The following is a 15502-nucleotide window of genomic DNA, read 5'->3' on the forward strand; positions in this document are numbered from 1 at the left end:
ATCAGACATGTGTGGAGCAAAGGCCGGCGGCCCGGACTTGGCAGGAGTTGACGTGGCGAGCGAGACGATCATTCAGGGTTCGGTAACCCGTGACGGCGAGCCGATCAGCGGCTACGTCCGGCTGCTCGACGGCGGGGGCGAGTTCACCGCGGAGGTCCCGACCTCGGCGACCGGACAGTTCCGCTTCTTCGCCGCACCCGGCACCTGGACCCTGCGCGCCCTCGTCCCGGGCGCCACGGTGGACCGTACGGTCGTGGCCCAGCAGGGCGCGGCGGCCGATGTGGCCATCGCGGTCTGAGGCACTGGGTCACTGCGTCTCCGAAGCATTGAGTCACCGCCGTCGAGCCGTTCCTCGACGGCGGTGACTCAAGCACTGAACGGCCGAAGGGCCGCACCCCTGGGTTGGAGCTTTATGGGGTGCGGCCCTTCGTGCTGCCTGTTTGCGCTGCTCGGAAGTACCGTGGAGCTATGTACGCGCGCCGGCGTCGCCACTGGTATTTCGCCATGATGGGCAGCTGCATCCTGCTGTTCGTCCTGGCGTGGGCCGTGGTGCGCCTGTGGTCGGTGCCGGCCGCCGTCGCGATGTGCGTGGTCGCGATGGTGATCCCGCCCTTCGCCGCCATCGTGGGAAACCGGCGCGAGCCCGGCGACTTCTGGGACGACCCCGCCGACAGCTGGCTGGAGGACGAACCGGCGGACGACTCCTGGATCAGGGACGAGGAGGCGGCGCGGGCGAGGGCGGCCGGAAAGCGGCCGGACGACGGGGACTTCGACGACAGGGCCCGGTAGACGATCCGGCCTAGTAGACGAGGGCCTGGACGCCGTCGGCCATGACTTCCTGCACGAAGACCTGCGCACCCGCGATCCGTACGCCCTCGATGACGTCCTTCTCCCCGATGTCCCGGCGGGCCGCGCACTGCGTGCACAGCGTGATGCCGCCGCCGGCGAGGATCCCGTCGATCAGGTCCGGCAGTGGTGCGGCGTGCGGGAGTTCGAACTCCGCGGCGCGGCCCGGGAGCGCGAACCACGCGGACTCACCGGTGAGCCACAGCGAGACCTCCACACCGCTGGCCACCGCGACCGCCGCCACCGTGAACGCCTGCGAGCAGCGCTCGGGCGCGTCCGCGCCCGCTGTCACCTTGATCACGAGCTTCTTCGCCATGGGCTCAGGCTAGCGGCTCTCCCACCAGCACCGTTGGCCCCACCTGTGTCCCATGTCACGGCAAAAGGATGGGGGCGCCGACGTGTCGGCTGGACATAATGCGATTCCACTCACACTGCGACACGCGTGCGAGTGCGAGTGCGAGTGCTGAGTTTGTGCCCGGGGGGGCTTCCTGTGGAACCTGTACGCCGTCGAGGCGCTGTCATCGCGGTGTCCGCCGGGATCGGAATGCTCGCGCTGGCCGGCGTGACCGCCGGAGTCGTGGTGGCGCTGGGCTCCTCGTCCGGCCATGCCGACGAGGCCGCTCCGTCGTCCCCGGCGCCCACCGTTTCGGTGACGGGCTCCCCGAGCGTCGATCCGTCCGCGTCGGCCACGCCCTTCCCCTCCGGCACGTCCACCGTCAAGGGCCAGGTCAGCCAGGGCACGCACACCGGTGACCTGCGCTTCTTCCTGCTGGCGCCGCCGAAGGACGCCGAGGTCTACGGCGACGAGGCGGGCAGCCCGCTCTCCGCGGCCGACCTCGCGAGCGGTACGAAGGACGAAGCGGCCATGAAGAGCGCGCTGGACCGCTACGGCTTCAGGTCCGGCGCCTACCGCACGTACCTGACCGCGGGCGGCGGCGCCGAGGTGACCGTCAAGCTCAGCCGCTTCGCGGACGCCGCTTCGGCCGCCGCGTACTACGAAGCCCACTACTACGAGGGCGACAAGCTGCCCCTGGCCGGCGGCTATCCGGCCCGCGCCTACCACCTGAAGTCCGGCTCCGAGGAGAGCACGGACTCCCTGCTGGCCATCTCGTACCAGGGCGATGTGCACATCACCATCACCGTGACCGGCGGCAAGGCCGCCGACCCGAAGCTGCTCCAGAACCTGCTGGACGCGGAGTACCAGCGCCTCAAGACCGGCCGCTGAGCTCGTCCTTCTTCCTTTCTTCCCTTTTCTCGCACCCCCCATGTGGAGATCACCATGCCCGAGGACACCCCTGCGCCCGAGCCCGCCCCGGAGCCACCACCGGAACCACAGGCGAGCCGGAGCGCAAGCCGCGTCGCCGTGGCCGCACCGCGCTGCTGATCGCCGTCGCGGCCGTCCTCGGCGTCCTCGCGGGCGCCGGCACCCCCGGGGGTGCCGGCTGACCGACCAGTAGATCGCGACGCAGCCGGACCCGTGGGCCGCCCCCGTGCTGCCCGTCGAACCGAAGAAGCCGCGCCGTGTGCTCCGTGCGGTGCTGCGCTGGACGTCGGCGGTGCTGGTCTTCGGAGCGCTCGGTGGCGGCGTCGCGTACGGAGTCACCCAGCCCGAGCGCACCAGGATCCCGGGTCTGAGGACGCCGGACGACGGACGCTGGGTCTATCAGCCGCTCGCCCTGCCCAAGCTGCCCGCGGGCAAGCCGGCCGCCCTGGACGACACGCTCAACCCCGGCGGCCGCCACTACGCGGACCCGCGGTCGCTCCTGCTGCCCGCCCCGGAGGGTGCCAGGCTCGACCCGGCGTTCCCCGGCGCCAAGGGCTGGCTGCCCACCGACCGCTACCGCAACGAACTGAGCTACACCCGGCTGGACGGCGCGCCGACGGTCGACGAGGAACGGGACCTGGGCACCAACGGTGCCGAGACCGGCGCCGTGGTGTACCAGTACGTGGAGTCCGGACCCAGCGAGGAGGCCCAGCTGCGCTACGCGTACATCTCCGCGGGCGACACCATCGGCCTCGTCGTCCTGTCCCACAAGGGCACGGTCCCCGTGGTGCCGTTCCGGCAGACGATCACGCTCCAGGCCCAGCTCCTCGGCTGAAGCGGCTGAAGCCGCTCCCGTACCGGCCCACGGAGCGGCCATCCGGGCCCGTCCCGGCCCGCCACGGCCACGGGGACGCACCTCACAGCGCCGTCCCCGTGGCCGCCGACTAGACTCGTCCCCGGTCCATTACCGCTTGCCTGCCCGAGGAGCACACTCGTGCGTATTGAGTACATCTTCGACGCCTTGCTCGTCCTGGTCTGCCTCGGCGTCGCCGCGTTCTCCGTCTTCGCGGTGGCGAAGCTGTACCAGGGCCAGCGCTGACCTCGGCCGCACGGACAACGGAACAGGGCACCACACCATGATCGAGATCCCGTCCGACCTTCACCCGGACCTCGTCCCGCTCGTCTTCCTCCTCGGCAGGTGGGAGGGCGCGGGCGTGTACGACTTCCCCGGGGCCGAGAAGTGCAACTTCGGGCAGGAGGTGACGTTCAGCCACGACGGCCGCTCCTTCCTGGAGTACACCTCCCACACCTGGGTGCTGGACGCCGAGGGCAAGAAGCTGCGCCCGCTGGAGAGCGAGAGCGGCTTCTGGCGGATCGACAAGGACCGCAAGGTCGATGTCACCGTCACCCGTGACGAGGGCGTCATCGAGATCTGGACCGGCGAGCTGGCCGACCAGAAGCCGCAGATCGACATCGTCACGGACGCTGTCGCGCGGCTGCCCGAGGCCCCGGAGTACTCCGGCGGCAAGCGGCTCTACGGCTACGTCAACAGCGACCTGATGTGGGTCGGCGAGAAGGCCACCCCGGCCGTGACGCTGCGCCCGTACATGTCCGCGCACCTGAAGAAGGTCGTCGACCCGCGGGAGTGGGCGAAGGACCTCAAGGACCTCCCCGACGACGGGATCGCCTTCTTCAAGTAGGACCCCCGCCGAAGCCCCGCTTCGGCCCTCGCGGCAGCCGGGATCCACAGCCCTACACTGGGGGCTGTGGTGACCACCGACTGGAAGAGCGATCTGCGGCAGCGCGGCTACCGGCTGACCCCGCAGCGGCAGCTTGTCCTGGAGGCCGTGGACGCTCTGGAGCACGCGACTCCGGACGAGCTGCTCACCGAGGTGCGTAAGACCGCCTCCGGCATCAACATCTCCACCGTCTACCGGACGCTGGAGCTGCTGGAGGAGCTGGGCCTGGTCAGTCACGCCCACCTCGGACACGGCGCCCCGACTTACCACCTCGCGGACCGGCACCACCACATGCACCTGGTGTGCCGGGACTGCGGCTCCGTCACCGAGGCCGAGGTGACGCTCGCCGCGCCGCTCACCGAGGGACTGCGCGAGGCGTTCGGCTTCGAGACGGACATGAAGCACTTCGCGATCTTCGGCCGCTGCGCCGCCTGCACCGCGAAGGCTTCCGCCGCCGAGTCGTAGGCTTATCGCCATGACCGTCATGTCGAAGAGTCCTTTGCTGTCGCTTCCCGGTGCCGTCCCCGCAGAGGGGCCGGACGAGGGTGTCGCCGGGCACTACGGCGACCTGTTCCGTGAACAGCGGGCGCTCGCCGACGGGACGGGCTTCGTGGACCTGTCGCACCGCGGTGTCCTCACCGTCAGTGGCGAGGACCGTCTCGCCTGGCTGCACCTGCTGATCACCCAGCACGTCGAGCAGCTTCCCGCCCACCACGCCACCGAGGCGCTGGTCCTCACCGCGCACGGGCACATCGAGCACGCGCTCTACCTCGTGGACGACGGCACGACGACCTGGATCCACGTGGAGCCCGGCACGCAGGGCGCCCTGCTCGCCTACCTGGAGAGCATGAAGTTCTTCTACAAGGTCGAGGCGGCCGACGCGTCGGAGCAGTACGCGGTCGTCTATCTGCCCGCGGGCGCCATCACGGCCGTCCCGGAGGGCTGGGCCGTCCGGGAGACCTCGTACGGCCGGGACGTCTTCGTGCCGCGCGCCGAGCTGGAGTCCTTCGCGGCCGGCGCGGGCCGGCCGATCGGGTCGCTGTCGCTGGAGGCGCTGCGGATCGAGGCGCACCGGCCGCGGCTGGGCCTGGAGACCGACCACCGCACCATTCCGCACGAGCTGGGCTGGCTGGAGACCGCCGTCCACCTGCAGAAGGGCTGCTACCGGGGCCAGGAGACGGTCGCCCGGGTGCACAACCTGGGCAAGCCCCCGCGCCGTCTGGTCTTCCTGCACCTGGACGGCAGCGAGGTGAAGCTCCCGCCGCACGGCTCCCCGGTCCGGATCGCCTCCGAGGGCGAGGAGAGCCGGCAGATCGGCTTCGTCACGTCCTCCGCCCGGCACTGGGAGCTGGGCCCGATCGCGCTGGCCCTGGTGAAGCGCAACACGGCGGCGGACGCGACGCTGCTGGCCGACACGACGGTCGCGTCGCAGGAGATCGTCGTAGCGCCGTAGTCCCCTGCGATGACCGCCGCGATGACGCCGCGGTGACCGCCGCGGCGATCAGATGTCGATGACCAGGGTGAACGGGCCGTCGTTCGTCAGCGAGACCTTCATGTCCGCGCCGAACCGGCCCGTTTCCACGTCCGCGCCCAGCGCGCGCAGCTGCTTCACCACCTCGTCGACGAGCGGCTCGGCGATCTCGCCGGGCGCGGCGGCGTTCCAGGTGGGGCGGCGCCCCTTACGGGCGTCACCGTAAAGCGTGAACTGGCTGATGACGAGCAGCGGGCCGCCGATGTCCGAGCAGGACTTCTCGTCCGGCAGGATGCGCAGGCTCCACAACTTGCGGGCCAGCTGCGCCGCCTTCTCCGGGGTGTCGTCGTGCGTCACCCCCACCAGAACGCACAATCCCGGCCCGGTGATCGACCCGACCGTCTCTCCGCCGACCACGACACTCGCTTCACTGACCCGTTGGGCAACCGCTCGCATACGGGCATTGTCCCGTGCATGTGCCAACACCACTCGCACGGGTGAGGGGGCGCACGCGACCGCAGGTCGTACGCCCGGTTGGACGCCAAGCACGCCCGCCGTCGGGGCCGTTCGGGTGCAGAGTCGCTGCGGGGTGTCCGCAGGCAGTGGGACCATCGGAACCTGGGCGGCTCCGGCCGCGACGAGGGGACGACAGGCATGACCACACCCGGCGCTGGAGAGACATCCGGTACCACCGCACCGATCGCACCGACCGCGCCCATCGAGAAGGGCCATCACATGCTGAAGGCCGACGCACTGGGGCCGCGGCCCCCGGGTCCGCGCAGCCCGCTCGCCGCGGACGTCCCGGAGCCCGAGATGGGGGCGCTGGGCCTCGGCGCCCTGCGCACCCTGCGACGCGACGCGCAGCAGGAGGAGGCGGATCTGTCGTATGTGCGCCGACTGCTGCACGGCCGGATCGACATCCTGCGGGCGGAGCTGGGGCGCCGCACGGCGCCGGACGCTCCGCTGCTGGACCGGCTGCCGGAGATCCTGACCGACGCGCCGTCCCTGCACCGCTCCTCCGCCCGGCACGTGACGCTGGGCACGCCGCTCACCGAGCGGGTCCGGCGGCTGGCCGAGGAGATGCTCTCCGAGGTCGAACTGTCGGACCTCGACGCCCGGACGGACCAGGACCTGCACGAGGGAATGGGGCGCCTCGTCCGCCATGAGCAGCAGGTCTCCCGGCGCCGGCAGACCCTCCAGCGGACGGTCGACGGCTGCAGCGCGGAGATCACCCGCCGATACCGTGACGGGGAAGCAAGCGTGGACGACCTGCTCGCCGAGGGCTGACGGCGATGACGACCGGTCAACCGCAGCGGCAGGCCAGGACCCGGGTCAGGACCCGGGCCGGGGCGCGAACCGGGGCGCGGGCTTGAGCGCGGTGGAGCGTCCCCATCCGGTGCTGGCGGAAGTCGTCCGGTCGGGCTTCGTGGAGGGGCTGCACCGCGGCTCGCTGGTCGTGCTGGACGCGGACGGCCGCGTCGGGCCGACGCTCGGCGACGTGACGTCGCCGGTCTTCCCCCGGTCGTGCAACAAGCCGATGCAGGCGGCGGCGATGCTGCGGGCCGGGGTCGGTCTGGACGGCGAACTGCTGGCGCTCGCCGCGGCCAGCCACTCGGGCGAGCCGTTCCATGTGGAGGGCGTACGGAAGATCCTGGCGGGCGCGGGCCTGACGGAGTCGGCGCTGCGCAATCCCCCGGACCTGCCGCTGGACGTCGAGGCGGCGGAACAGTGGCTGCGGGACGGCGGCGGCCGCGAGCGGATCCTCATGAACTGTTCCGGCAAGCACGCCGCGATGCTCGCCGCCTGTGTGGTCAACGGCTGGCCCCTGGAGACGTATCCGGACCCCGGCCACCCCTTGCAACGCCTGGTGCTGGACGTGTTGGGCGACCTGAGCGGCGAACCGGTCGAGCGGGTGGGCGTCGACGGCTGTGGGGCGCCGGTCGCGGCGCTGAGCCTCACCGGGCTGGCGCGGGCGTTCGCCCGCTGCGTCGGCGCACCGGAGGGCACCCCCGAGCGGAAGGTCGCCGACGCGATGCGGGCCCACCCCGAGTACGTCGCGGGCACCCGGCGGGCGGACACCTGGCTGATGCGGGAAGTCCCGGGCGTACTCGCCAAGGTGGGCGCGGAGTCGGTCCAGGCGGTGGCGCTGCCGGACGGCCGGGCGCTGGCGTTCAAGGTCGACGACGGGAGCAGACGGGCGCTCGGGCCGGTGCTGGCAAGGGCGTTGGAGCTGCTGGGAGTGGATTCGCCGGTGCTCGCCCGGATCGCCGACTCGCCGCTGCTGGGCGGCGGGGAACGGGTCGGCGAGGTGCGCGCGGTCTTCTGAGGCCCGGCGGGCCAACGACGGGACGGCCGCGTCGCGCCCGGCGCACCGGTGGTCACGTCAATCGCCCCTCCTCCGCGGAAAATCCGGATGCGCGTCACCCCGCCTCCGCATACGTTCGAGAGATGAGCCCCGACCTCCGCACCCTCGCCGCATCGGATCTGCCGGAATGGCTGCGCGCGCTGAACAACGCGTTCCTGATGCCGCCGACCGTCACCCCGGAGGAGGTCACCGCCCGCAGGCCGGGGATCGACCTGGAACGCACCCAGGGCGTGTTCGACGAGGGCCGCTGCGTGGCCACCTTCCGCAGCATGCCGCGTGAGCTCACCGCGCCGGGCGGCGAGTTGCTCGCCGCCAGTGCCGTCACCAACGTCTCGGTCACCGCGACGCACCGCAGACGCGGCCTGCTGACCCGCATGATGTCCCGCGACCTGACGGACGCCAAGGAGCGCGGCGAGGCGGTGGCGATCCTGATCGCCGCCGAGTACCCGATCTACGGCCGCTACGGCTTCGGCCCGGCGACGTGGATCAACGAGTGGGACGTCGACGTCCCCCGGTCCGGTCTCGACCGCCGCTGGGCGGGGCCCGCCGAGGGCAGGGTCGACCTGATGACGCCCGCCGAGATCCGCAAGATCGGCCCCGAACTCCATGAGCGGGTCCGGCGGCTGACGCCCGGGGCGATCGACCGCACCGACCGGTGGTGGGACATGGACACCGGCCTGCTGACGTTCCCGTCCATGCCCTGGAAGGAACCCTTCTACGCGGTGTACCGGGACGCCTCCGGCCAGGTCGACGGCCTGGCCACGTACTCGATCACGGACCACCGGTGGTCGAACAAGTTCCCCAGGGTGACGCTGGAGACGGGCAAGCTGATCGCGGCCTCCCCGGCCGCCGAGCTCGCGCTGTGGCGTTATCTGTTCTCCGTCGACTGGGTCACCGAGCTGAAGTCCGGCTATCGCGCCCCCGACGACATCATGCCCCTGCTGCTCGGCGACCCGCGCTCCGCCAAGGTCGAGACGAACGCCGACTTCATGTGGCTCCGGGTCCTCGACACCCCGCGCGCCCTGGAGGCCCGCACCTACACCGGCGCCGGTTCCCTCGTCCTGGACCTGCACGACGCCGCGGACCTGGCCGGCGGCCGCTTCCGCCTGGAGACGGACGCCGACGGCAGGGCCACCTGCACCCCGACCCGTGACGACGCCGATCTCTCCTTCGACATCGCCGAGCTGGGAACGCTGTACCTGGGCGACGAGTCCGTCCTGCGGCTGACCGCCCTGGGCCGCGTCACCGAGGAACGCCCCGGTGCGGCAACCCGCGCGGACACCCTCTTCCGCACCCCCCGCCGCCCCTGGACCCCGGACGGCTTCTGACCGCCGGGCCCCGCGGGGGCGGCCTACTGCGCCATCAGGATCGCGATCCCGGTGAGCGCGATGCAGGTGTAGGTGGTGCCCCGGTCCTTGCGGTCAAGGGCGATCAGTCCGAAGACGACAGCCCAGGCGGCGCCGTACCTCCACTGGACGAACTGCTCGAAAGCGAATCCGAGAACGGGCATGGCAGGTCCCTCCTTCGTGGCGCTGAGCGGTGGCAGAAGGCGGGTGGTGGCGGTATGTCCCGTACGCCGTTGGACGGTTGATGACGCTGACCCCCGTTGCGTCAACTTCGACAACTCATCTGCAAGTCGGAAGTCGACTGAGCTACTACTTCGTGTTTTCCCCAGTTGACTGAGATCCACAAACTCGAGTCAGTCAACTCCCATAAGTTGATGGAGAGTTGTAGCCTGGAATGCATGAGTCCGACAAGCTCGGGGCATGATGGCGCGGTGCCGCCCTTTCGGCGCATCGCGAATGAACTACGTGCCGAGATGGACAGCGGGGTGCTGGCCGCCGGCGATCAGATCCCGACCCAGGACGCCCTGAGCAGGCGGTTCAAGGTGTCCCGGGCCACCGTTCAACGGGCCCTGGACGAGCTCCGCAAGGGCGACTACATCGACTCCCAGCGCGGCCGGGGGTCGTACGTCCTGCGCGGTGGGACCTCGTCCCGGCCGGACCACGAGGGGCGGTCGCATTCGGGGCCCGGTCCGGCGGGGGTCGAGCTGGCCGAGCATCTCGAAGCCGCGTTCCGCGAGCCCCGGGTCACCCTGGACTCCTTCTCGCTCACCGCGGAGACGCTGAACTCGGCGTTGCAGGGCCCGATCCGGAGCATCCAGGCAGCTGAGATCGACCCTCCGCAGTCCGTGGCGGTGCGGCTGCTGCTGCCGGAGCCGGGCGCCCAGCTGGCCGTTCCGCGGCTCGTCGGCGACCCGGGGGACGGGCGCCCGCTGGAGCGGCTGCGGCGGCTGGCGCAGAGCCACGCAACCGGCCTGCAGAGCTCCGTCGGCCGGCTGAAGGACCTGGGCCTGGTGACCGAGGTGTCCGTCGAGATCAGATCCGTGAAGGTCAGCCCGGTGAACAAGCTCTACCTGCTCAACGGGACGGAAGCGCTCTTCGGCTACTACAAGGTTGTCGAGCGCACCGTGTCCTACCGCGGGGAGGACATGGAGATCTATGACTTCCTGGGGCTCGGGGCCACCCTCTTCCACTACTCCGCGGCCGGGGCGGGACCCGACCCGTACAGCGCCGAATACGTGAGGCGGTCGCAGGATTGGTTCGATTCCATCTGGTCAACCATTGCCGAGCCGTTGAGACTCTTCGAGTGACCTTCCGCCCGTCCTCCGCCGTTGGCCGGCGGGCCCGTCGAGAACTCATAGCCGCCGCTGGATGTGTGCTGTTCGATTTCGACGGTCCGCTGGCCAGCCTCTTCGGCAACCACAAGGCGCACGAGGTGGCCCGCGTCCTGCGGCGCAGTATCGACAGCTGGGGGCTGGCACCACCGTTGAGCGACCCGGACAACCCGCTCCAGGTGCTGCGGGACACGGCGCGGGCCTACGAGGGCACTCCTTCGGCCCATCGGGTCGCCGAACTGGACCGGCTCCTCACCACGGAGGAGATCCGGGCCGCCGGCTCCGCCGTGCCGACCGAACACGCGCACGAACTGGTCGTGTGGCTTGTCGGACACGGCAAGAAGGTCGCGGTGACGACCAACAACTCCGCCGCCGCGGCTAATCTGTATCTGAGGCGCATGGGGCTGGCCGAGTTCTTCGGCGCTCATGTGCACGGGCGGCTCGGAGACACCCTCCTGATGAAGCCCGATCCGTCCTGCCTTAAAGAGGCGATGCGGACTACGGGTGCACGGGCTCGCGACTGCCTGATGATCGGCGACTCCGCCGACGACTGCAGCGCGGCTCAAGGAGCCGGTGTCACCTTCCTTGGCTATGCGAACGACGCCAGGAAGCAGCGGGAGCTGGAGGACGCCGGAGCCAGGCACATCACCGACGCGCTCGTGCACCTCTTCGAAGAGCGTCGGCAAGAAGAGCGCCGGCAACCGTAACCGTGGTTCGTTAAGTGCGTACGGGGTCCGTTAAGGGTGACGTGGGACGGTGCTCGGCCACTACTGTCGACGCCACACACGCCGCGTGGGGCGGACGGTTCTCATCAGTATTTCTCATGAGCAGTTCTCCGACACCGTCAGACACAGCCTAGGAATCCGGTGACCACGACGACAGTGGCGAGGCTCCGTCCCCCAGCGGGAACGGACCGGGTGGAGGGCCCCTTTCCGGGCTACCACAATGTGACCTACGCGGTCAGCCCGGACGCCGTGTCCCGGCCCGGCCTGCAGTTCCACCGGCTGAAGCTGCGTGAACCGAGGCCCGGGGTCTTCTGGTTCGACCTGCGGCTGTTCCCCTCGGAGGACCAGCTGATCTCCGCGCTCCAGGGCTGCATCCCGCATATCCCGCCGGTCGCCGTCATCGACGACCACATGTCCACCACGGTCTTCATCGAGGGCCGGACACTGGGCAGTCTGCGGAGCGCGAGCGGCGGCAGAACGGTGGCTGCGGGATTCCTCGACCAGATCGAGGAGCTGTTCCAGCACCTCGTGGCGTGCGACACCGCCCGGCTTCCGAAGGAACGGCTCCGCCTCTGCACCTGTGACGACCTGCCCCGTGCGGAGAGCTCCACCGGATTCCTGCGCCGGGTCGTGCACTTCACCCTCGAACACGTCTACGCGCCCCACCGCGAGAGGTTCTCCGGCCTGCTGGCCGACCTCGACGTGCGCGAGGACGCGCTGAGCGCCTTCGAGGGCCGTCTGCCGGAACTGACCCCGCGCTCGTTCCGTCTGCTCCACGGCGACCTGCACTGCGAGAATTTCATCGTGGACAGCGCCGACGCGCTGTGGACCATCGACTGGGAACTCGCCCTGATCGGCGATCCGCTGTACGACCTCGCCACGCATCTGCACCTCATGCGCTATCCGAGTGCGCAGCGGCGCGAGATGATCGCGCGCTGGCTGCGGGCGGTGGGGGAGGAGGCCGGGCGGGGGGCCGGTGAGGATCTGCCGCACTACCTGGCCTACAAGCGCGTCCAATCCGTCATCACGGACGTCATCCGTGGGGCGACAGGTCTGGACGCCGCACTCGACTACGCGCAGCTGGGGCAGGTGGCCGCCGTCGTCGTGCGCGCGCTGCGGGACGCGCAGGAGCCACTGGGCCTGGACAAGGTCCCCTCCCGGGTGGCCGTGGAGGCCGCCTTCGAGGCGTGGCACAGCCGGCACGCCTCGCCCGTCACTGCAGGCCGAGGGCCATCCACTTGGCCGGGTCGGTGAGCGGTTCGAAGCCGATCTTCGCGTAGACGCCGTGGGCGTCGGCGGTGGCGAGGAGGATGCGGCGCAGGCCGGAGGGGGCGAGGTGGTCGCGGACGGCGGTCACCAGGGCGACGCCGAGGCCTTTGCCGCGGGTGGCCGGGTCGACGTAGACGTCGCAGAGCCAGGCGAAGGTGGTGTGGTCGGTGACGACACGGGCGTAGGCGAGCTGGGCGCCGGAGACGGTGTCGTAGAGGCCGAAGTTGAGTGAGTTCGCGATGGCGCTGTCCTGCTTCTCGCGGCTCCGGCCCAGCGCCCAGTAGGCGTCGGTGGAGAGCCAGTGGTGGATGCGGGCGGCATCCAGCCGGGCGGGGTCCGTCGAGATCTCATAGGTGTCGTCGTCCATGGCGGCGAGGCTGCCAGGCGGGGGCGGTGGCGTCGACCCGATATCCGCGTCATCCGGGTCGGTGCCGCACATCGGTGCAGCGTTGCTTACCTATGCAGCGGAGAACTATTAACTGGACCTTTACTGTCGTTGTGCGTCACGCTCGACGGATGGACCTAGACCGGCCGCTCGGCGGCATCCACGTGCCCTTGATCACGCCCTTCGACGCCGACGGGACGGTGGCCGCCGCCGCGCTGGAAGGTCTCGCGCACAGCGCCCTCGACGGGGGCGCGGCCGGACTCGTCGCGCTCGGCACCACGGCCGAGGCCGCGACGCTCGACGCGGAGGAGCGCGGCACGGTCACCGCGATCGTCGGCAGGGTGTGCCGGGAGCGAGGGGCCTGGCTGACGGTTGGCGCCGGATCGAACGACACCCGGCGCTCCGGCGCGGAGCTGCGCGCGCTCGCGGGCACCGAGGCGGCGGCCGCGCTCGTTCCTGTGCCGTACTTCACCCGGCCCTCCGAGGCCGGGGTGGTCGCGCACGTCGAGGCGTTGGCGGCGGACAGCCCGGTGCCGTTGATCATCTACAACATTCCGTACCGCACCGGGCAGACGCTCGGCATCGAGGCGCTGCTGCGGCTGGCCGCGATCCCCGGCGTCGTCGGGGTGAAGCACGCGGTCGGCGGGATCGACCAGGACACGGTGGCGCTGCTCGGCGCCGAGCTGCCCGGCTTCGCCGTCCTCGCGGGCGACGACGTCTTCGCCCCCGCGCTGCTCGCCCTCGGCGCGGCCGGTGCCGTGCTCGCCTCCGCGCATCTGCTGACCGAGCGCTGGGTGGAGCTGGCCAGGACCGGCGACCGGGCGCTGGGGCACCGGCTGGCGGCCCTCGCGGCGGCGGTGTTCGCCGAGCCGAATCCCACCGTCATCAAGGCCGTGCTGCACGCCCACGGCCGCATCCCGGGACCCGGCGTACGGCTGCCGCTGCTGCCGGCCGGCGGCCCATCGCTTGAGACGGCTCTCCGGGCATGGGACGCGGCGGGGGATACTCGGGTCCGTACGCACGCATTGATCGGAGAGGCGTCATGAGGATCGGAATCGTCGGAGCGACCGGCCAGGTGGGCGGAGTCATGCGCAAGGTGCTCGCCGAGCGCGCCTTCCCGGTGAAGGAGCTGAGGCTGTTCGCCTCGGCCCGTTCGGCCGGGAGCACACTGCCATGGCAGGACGGCGAGATCGTCATCGAGGACGCCGCCACGGCCGACTACTCCGGGCTGGACATCGTCCTGTTCTCGGCGGGCGGCGCCGCTTCGCGGGCGCTGGCGCCGAAGGTCGCCGCGGCCGGTGCGGTCGTCATCGACAACTCCTCCGCCTGGCGGCTGGACCCCGAGGTGCCGCTGGTCGTGTCCGAGGTCAACCCGCACGCGATCGCGGACCGCCCCAAGGGCATCATCGCCAACCCGAACTGCACGACGATGGCCGTCATGCCGGTCCTGCGCCCGCTGCACGACGAGGCCGGCCTGACCGCGCTGATCGCCACCACCTACCAGGCCGTCTCCGGCTCCGGGGTGGCCGGCGTCGCCGAGCTCGACGGCCAGATCTGCAAGATCGCCGACCAGGCCGCCGCGCTCGCCTTCGGCGGCGAGAACGTCGAGCTGCCGGAGCCGGGCGTCTACGCCCGCCCGATCGCGTTCAACGTGCTGCCGCTGGCCGGCTCGATCGTCGACGACGGCAGTTTCGAGACCGACGAGGAGCAGAAGCTCCGCAACGAGAGCCGCAAGATCCTGGAGATCCCGGAGCTGAAGGTCTCGGGCACCTGTGTGCGCGTGCCGGTCTTCACCGGGCACTCGCTGCAGGTCAACGTGCGCTTCGAGCGGCCGATCAGCGTCGAGCGCGCCTACGAGCTGCTGGCCGCCGCCCCCGGCGTCGAGCGCTCCGAGATCCCCACCCCGCTGCAGGCGGCCGGCCAGGACCCGACCTTCGTCGGCCGGATCCGCCGGGACGAGACCGTGGAGAACGGCCTCGCCCTCTTCTGCTCCAGCGACAACCTCCGCAAGGGCGCGGCCCTCAACGCCGTCCAGGTCGCGGAGCTGGTCGCGGCGGAACTGACCGCCGCGCGCTGAGCCCGGCGCGGAAGGGTCCCTGAGCCCGGCACGGAAGGGTCCCCGAGCCCCACCGCGCACCCGAAGCGTCACCGCGCCGACGCCCGTACGTGCTGACCGCCGTCAGAACGCCTTGCCGGTCTCCTCGGCGATCAGCACGTACGACGTCTTCCCGTCCAGCGACTCGCGGATGATGTCCGCGTGTCCGGCGTGCCGGGCCGCCTCCTCGATGAGGTGCAGCAGCACCCAGCGGGCGTTGACCCGCATCCCGGCCGGGAACCACGGCGCCTCCGGCAGCGGGACGCTGCCCTCCAGGTCCGGCAGGCTGAGGATGGTCTCCTCGGTCTGCCGCGCCACGGCCTCGTACTCCTCCAGCACCCCGGCCACGGTCTCCTCGCCGACCAGTTGGAAGTCCTCGTGCCAGTTCGACTCGTCGCGCTTGCGGGCGGGCGGCCGCCCCATCAGCGTGGTCTGGACCCAGTTGTCCTCGCAGCCCAGCGCGTGCTTGATCAACCCGCTCAGCGACAGCTCGCTCGCGCTCGGCCGGGACGCGGCCTGCTCGTCGGTCAGGCCGAGGACGGCCCGGCGCAGGGCGCCGCGCTGTGCCTCCAGGAAGGCCAGCAGGGCGTCCCGCTCGCTCTGCTCGCCGGTCTTTCCCGTGTGCACCAGTGTCGGCATGACGGCCACCTCTCGCTCGGTCTCGAT

Annotated in this window: 20 protein-coding genes; 15 read left to right on the plus strand and 5 right to left on the minus strand. The window is 71.0% G+C overall.

Translation table 11 applies throughout. The annotated features are described in order from the left end of the window. The first annotated feature begins 7 nt into the window (after positions 1-7). Together C8250_RS24035 and C8250_RS24040 are read left to right on the plus strand one after the other, a co-directional pair. The gene (locus C8250_RS24035) at positions 8-298 is read left to right on the plus strand and encodes a DUF1416 domain-containing protein (protein ID WP_138354054.1); all 291 of its coding nucleotides are present in this window, start codon (positions 8-10) and stop codon (positions 296-298) included. Positions 299-468: 170 nt separating this feature from the next. Beyond that, a complete protein-coding gene (locus tag C8250_RS24040; RefSeq protein ID WP_138354055.1) occupies positions 469-789 on the plus strand; it encodes a DUF3099 domain-containing protein in 321 nt (106 codons plus the stop codon). A 10-nt stretch (positions 790-799) separates the two neighbouring features. Here C8250_RS24040 and C8250_RS24045 read toward each other — a convergent pair whose 3' ends face one another. Then, on the minus strand, positions 800-1162 hold the full coding sequence (locus C8250_RS24045) for a DsrE family protein (protein WP_138354056.1): 363 nt from the start codon (positions 1160-1162) through the stop codon (positions 800-802). Positions 1163-1372: 210 nt separating this feature from the next. Between C8250_RS24045 and C8250_RS24050 the strand changes: the two genes are divergently transcribed. The 5 genes from C8250_RS24050 (at position 1373) to C8250_RS24070 (ending at position 5302) form a co-directional block, all read left to right on the plus strand. Further along, positions 1373-2071 (plus strand): hypothetical protein, encoded by a 699-nt coding sequence (locus C8250_RS24050; RefSeq protein WP_138354057.1) that lies wholly within the window; start codon positions 1373-1375, stop codon positions 2069-2071. Positions 2072-2369: 298 nt separating this feature from the next. Further along, complete coding sequence (locus C8250_RS24055) at positions 2370-2945, plus strand: hypothetical protein (protein WP_244809334.1); 576 nt, start codon at positions 2370-2372, stop codon at positions 2943-2945. 301 nt (positions 2946-3246) lie between these two features. Further along, positions 3247-3810 carry an FABP family protein gene (locus C8250_RS24060; protein ID WP_138354058.1) on the plus strand — a complete coding sequence of 188 codons (564 nt, stop codon included), beginning with the start codon at positions 3247-3249 and terminating at the stop codon, positions 3808-3810. A gap of 66 nt (positions 3811-3876) precedes the next feature. Further along, positions 3877-4314 (plus strand): transcriptional repressor, encoded by a 438-nt coding sequence (locus tag C8250_RS24065; protein WP_138354059.1) that lies wholly within the window; start codon positions 3877-3879, stop codon positions 4312-4314. A gap of 19 nt (positions 4315-4333) precedes the next feature. Continuing rightward, positions 4334-5302: a glycine cleavage T C-terminal barrel domain-containing protein gene (locus C8250_RS24070; RefSeq protein ID WP_138354145.1), complete on the plus strand. Its 969-nt coding sequence runs from the start codon at positions 4334-4336 to the stop codon at positions 5300-5302. Between the two features lie 48 nt (positions 5303-5350). Here the strand turns inward: C8250_RS24070 and dtd are convergent, their stop codons facing one another. After that, positions 5351-5776 (minus strand): D-aminoacyl-tRNA deacylase, encoded by a 426-nt coding sequence (gene dtd, locus C8250_RS24075; protein WP_138354060.1) that lies wholly within the window; start codon positions 5774-5776, stop codon positions 5351-5353. A gap of 279 nt (positions 5777-6055) precedes the next feature. Between dtd and C8250_RS24080 the strand changes: the two genes are divergently transcribed. From C8250_RS24080 to C8250_RS24090, 3 genes are all read left to right on the plus strand, one after another. Continuing rightward, complete coding sequence (locus C8250_RS24080; RefSeq protein WP_138354146.1) at positions 6056-6607, plus strand: ABC transporter substrate-binding protein; 552 nt, start codon at positions 6056-6058, stop codon at positions 6605-6607. Positions 6608-6689: 82 nt separating this feature from the next. Next, entirely contained in the window at positions 6690-7646 is a 957-nt protein-coding gene (locus C8250_RS24085) for an asparaginase (protein WP_187145376.1), read from the plus strand. A gap of 122 nt (positions 7647-7768) precedes the next feature. Further along, positions 7769-9013, plus strand: a complete 1245-nt coding sequence (locus C8250_RS24090) for a GNAT family N-acetyltransferase (RefSeq protein WP_138354062.1) — start codon at positions 7769-7771, stop codon at positions 9011-9013. A gap of 23 nt (positions 9014-9036) precedes the next feature. On the opposite strand, the gene C8250_RS24095 is transcribed toward C8250_RS24090, so the two are convergent. Continuing rightward, a complete protein-coding gene (locus C8250_RS24095; protein ID WP_187144965.1) occupies positions 9037-9195 on the minus strand; it encodes a hypothetical protein in 159 nt (52 codons plus the stop codon). Positions 9196-9462: 267 nt separating this feature from the next. Between C8250_RS24095 and C8250_RS24100 the strand changes: the two genes are divergently transcribed. From C8250_RS24100 to C8250_RS24110, 3 genes are all read left to right on the plus strand, one after another. Further along, complete coding sequence (locus tag C8250_RS24100) at positions 9463-10338, plus strand: GntR family transcriptional regulator (RefSeq protein ID WP_187144966.1); 876 nt, start codon at positions 9463-9465, stop codon at positions 10336-10338. Between the two features lie 65 nt (positions 10339-10403). Then, on the plus strand, positions 10404-11069 hold the full coding sequence (locus C8250_RS24105; protein WP_187144967.1) for an HAD-IA family hydrolase: 666 nt from the start codon (positions 10404-10406) through the stop codon (positions 11067-11069). Between the two features lie 210 nt (positions 11070-11279). Continuing rightward, complete coding sequence (locus C8250_RS24110) at positions 11280-12341, plus strand: phosphotransferase (RefSeq protein ID WP_138354065.1); 1062 nt, start codon at positions 11280-11282, stop codon at positions 12339-12341. On the opposite strand, the gene C8250_RS24115 is transcribed toward C8250_RS24110, so the two are convergent. After that, the gene (locus C8250_RS24115) at positions 12301-12723 is read right to left on the minus strand and encodes a GNAT family N-acetyltransferase (protein WP_138354066.1); all 423 of its coding nucleotides are present in this window, start codon (positions 12721-12723) and stop codon (positions 12301-12303) included. The two genes, C8250_RS24110 and C8250_RS24115, sit on opposite strands and share 41 nt — an antisense overlap. 149 nt (positions 12724-12872) lie before the next feature. On the opposite strand from C8250_RS24115, the gene C8250_RS24120 reads away from it, so the two are divergent. Further along, the gene (locus C8250_RS24120; protein ID WP_138354067.1) at positions 12873-13787 is read left to right on the plus strand and encodes a dihydrodipicolinate synthase family protein; all 915 of its coding nucleotides are present in this window, start codon (positions 12873-12875) and stop codon (positions 13785-13787) included. After that, positions 13784-14818: an aspartate-semialdehyde dehydrogenase gene (locus C8250_RS24125; RefSeq protein WP_138354068.1), complete on the plus strand. Its 1035-nt coding sequence runs from the start codon at positions 13784-13786 to the stop codon at positions 14816-14818. The genes C8250_RS24120 and C8250_RS24125 overlap by 4 nt, the downstream gene beginning before the upstream one ends. Positions 14819-14920: 102 nt before the next feature. Here C8250_RS24125 and C8250_RS24130 read toward each other — a convergent pair whose 3' ends face one another. Beyond that, positions 14921-15475 (minus strand): DinB family protein, encoded by a 555-nt coding sequence (locus C8250_RS24130; RefSeq protein ID WP_138354069.1) that lies wholly within the window; start codon positions 15473-15475, stop codon positions 14921-14923. Between the last annotated feature and the right edge of the window lie 27 nt (positions 15476-15502).

The organism is Streptomyces sp. So13.3, from assembly GCF_005860785.2.
Classification (GTDB): domain Bacteria; phylum Actinomycetota; class Actinomycetes; order Streptomycetales; family Streptomycetaceae; genus Actinacidiphila; species Actinacidiphila fildesensis.

Coding starts and splice junctions, on each gene's coding strand:
- C8250_RS24035 (WP_138354054.1), top strand. CDS start 8: ATGTGTGGAGCAAAGGCCGGCGGCCCGGACTTGGCAGGAGTTGACGTG.
- C8250_RS24040 (WP_138354055.1), top strand. CDS start 469: ATGTACGCGCGCCGGCGTCGCCACTGGTATTTCGCCATGATGGGCAGC.
- C8250_RS24045 (WP_138354056.1), bottom strand. CDS start 1,162: ATGGCGAAGAAGCTCGTGATCAAGGTGACAGCGGGCGCGGACGCGCCC.
- C8250_RS24060 (WP_138354058.1), top strand. CDS start 3,247: ATGATCGAGATCCCGTCCGACCTTCACCCGGACCTCGTCCCGCTCGTC.
- C8250_RS24070 (WP_138354145.1), top strand. CDS start 4,334: ATGTCGAAGAGTCCTTTGCTGTCGCTTCCCGGTGCCGTCCCCGCAGAG.
- dtd (WP_138354060.1), bottom strand. CDS start 5,776: ATGCGAGCGGTTGCCCAACGGGTCAGTGAAGCGAGTGTCGTGGTCGGC.
- C8250_RS24080 (WP_138354146.1), top strand. CDS start 6,056: ATGCTGAAGGCCGACGCACTGGGGCCGCGGCCCCCGGGTCCGCGCAGC.
- C8250_RS24090 (WP_138354062.1), top strand. CDS start 7,769: ATGAGCCCCGACCTCCGCACCCTCGCCGCATCGGATCTGCCGGAATGG.
- C8250_RS24095 (WP_187144965.1), bottom strand. CDS start 9,195: ATGCCCGTTCTCGGATTCGCTTTCGAGCAGTTCGTCCAGTGGAGGTAC.
- C8250_RS24115 (WP_138354066.1), bottom strand. CDS start 12,723: ATGGACGACGACACCTATGAGATCTCGACGGACCCCGCCCGGCTGGAT.
- C8250_RS24120 (WP_138354067.1), top strand. CDS start 12,873: ATGGACCTAGACCGGCCGCTCGGCGGCATCCACGTGCCCTTGATCACG.
- C8250_RS24125 (WP_138354068.1), top strand. CDS start 13,784: ATGAGGATCGGAATCGTCGGAGCGACCGGCCAGGTGGGCGGAGTCATG.
- C8250_RS24130 (WP_138354069.1), bottom strand. CDS start 15,475: ATGCCGACACTGGTGCACACGGGAAAGACCGGCGAGCAGAGCGAGCGG.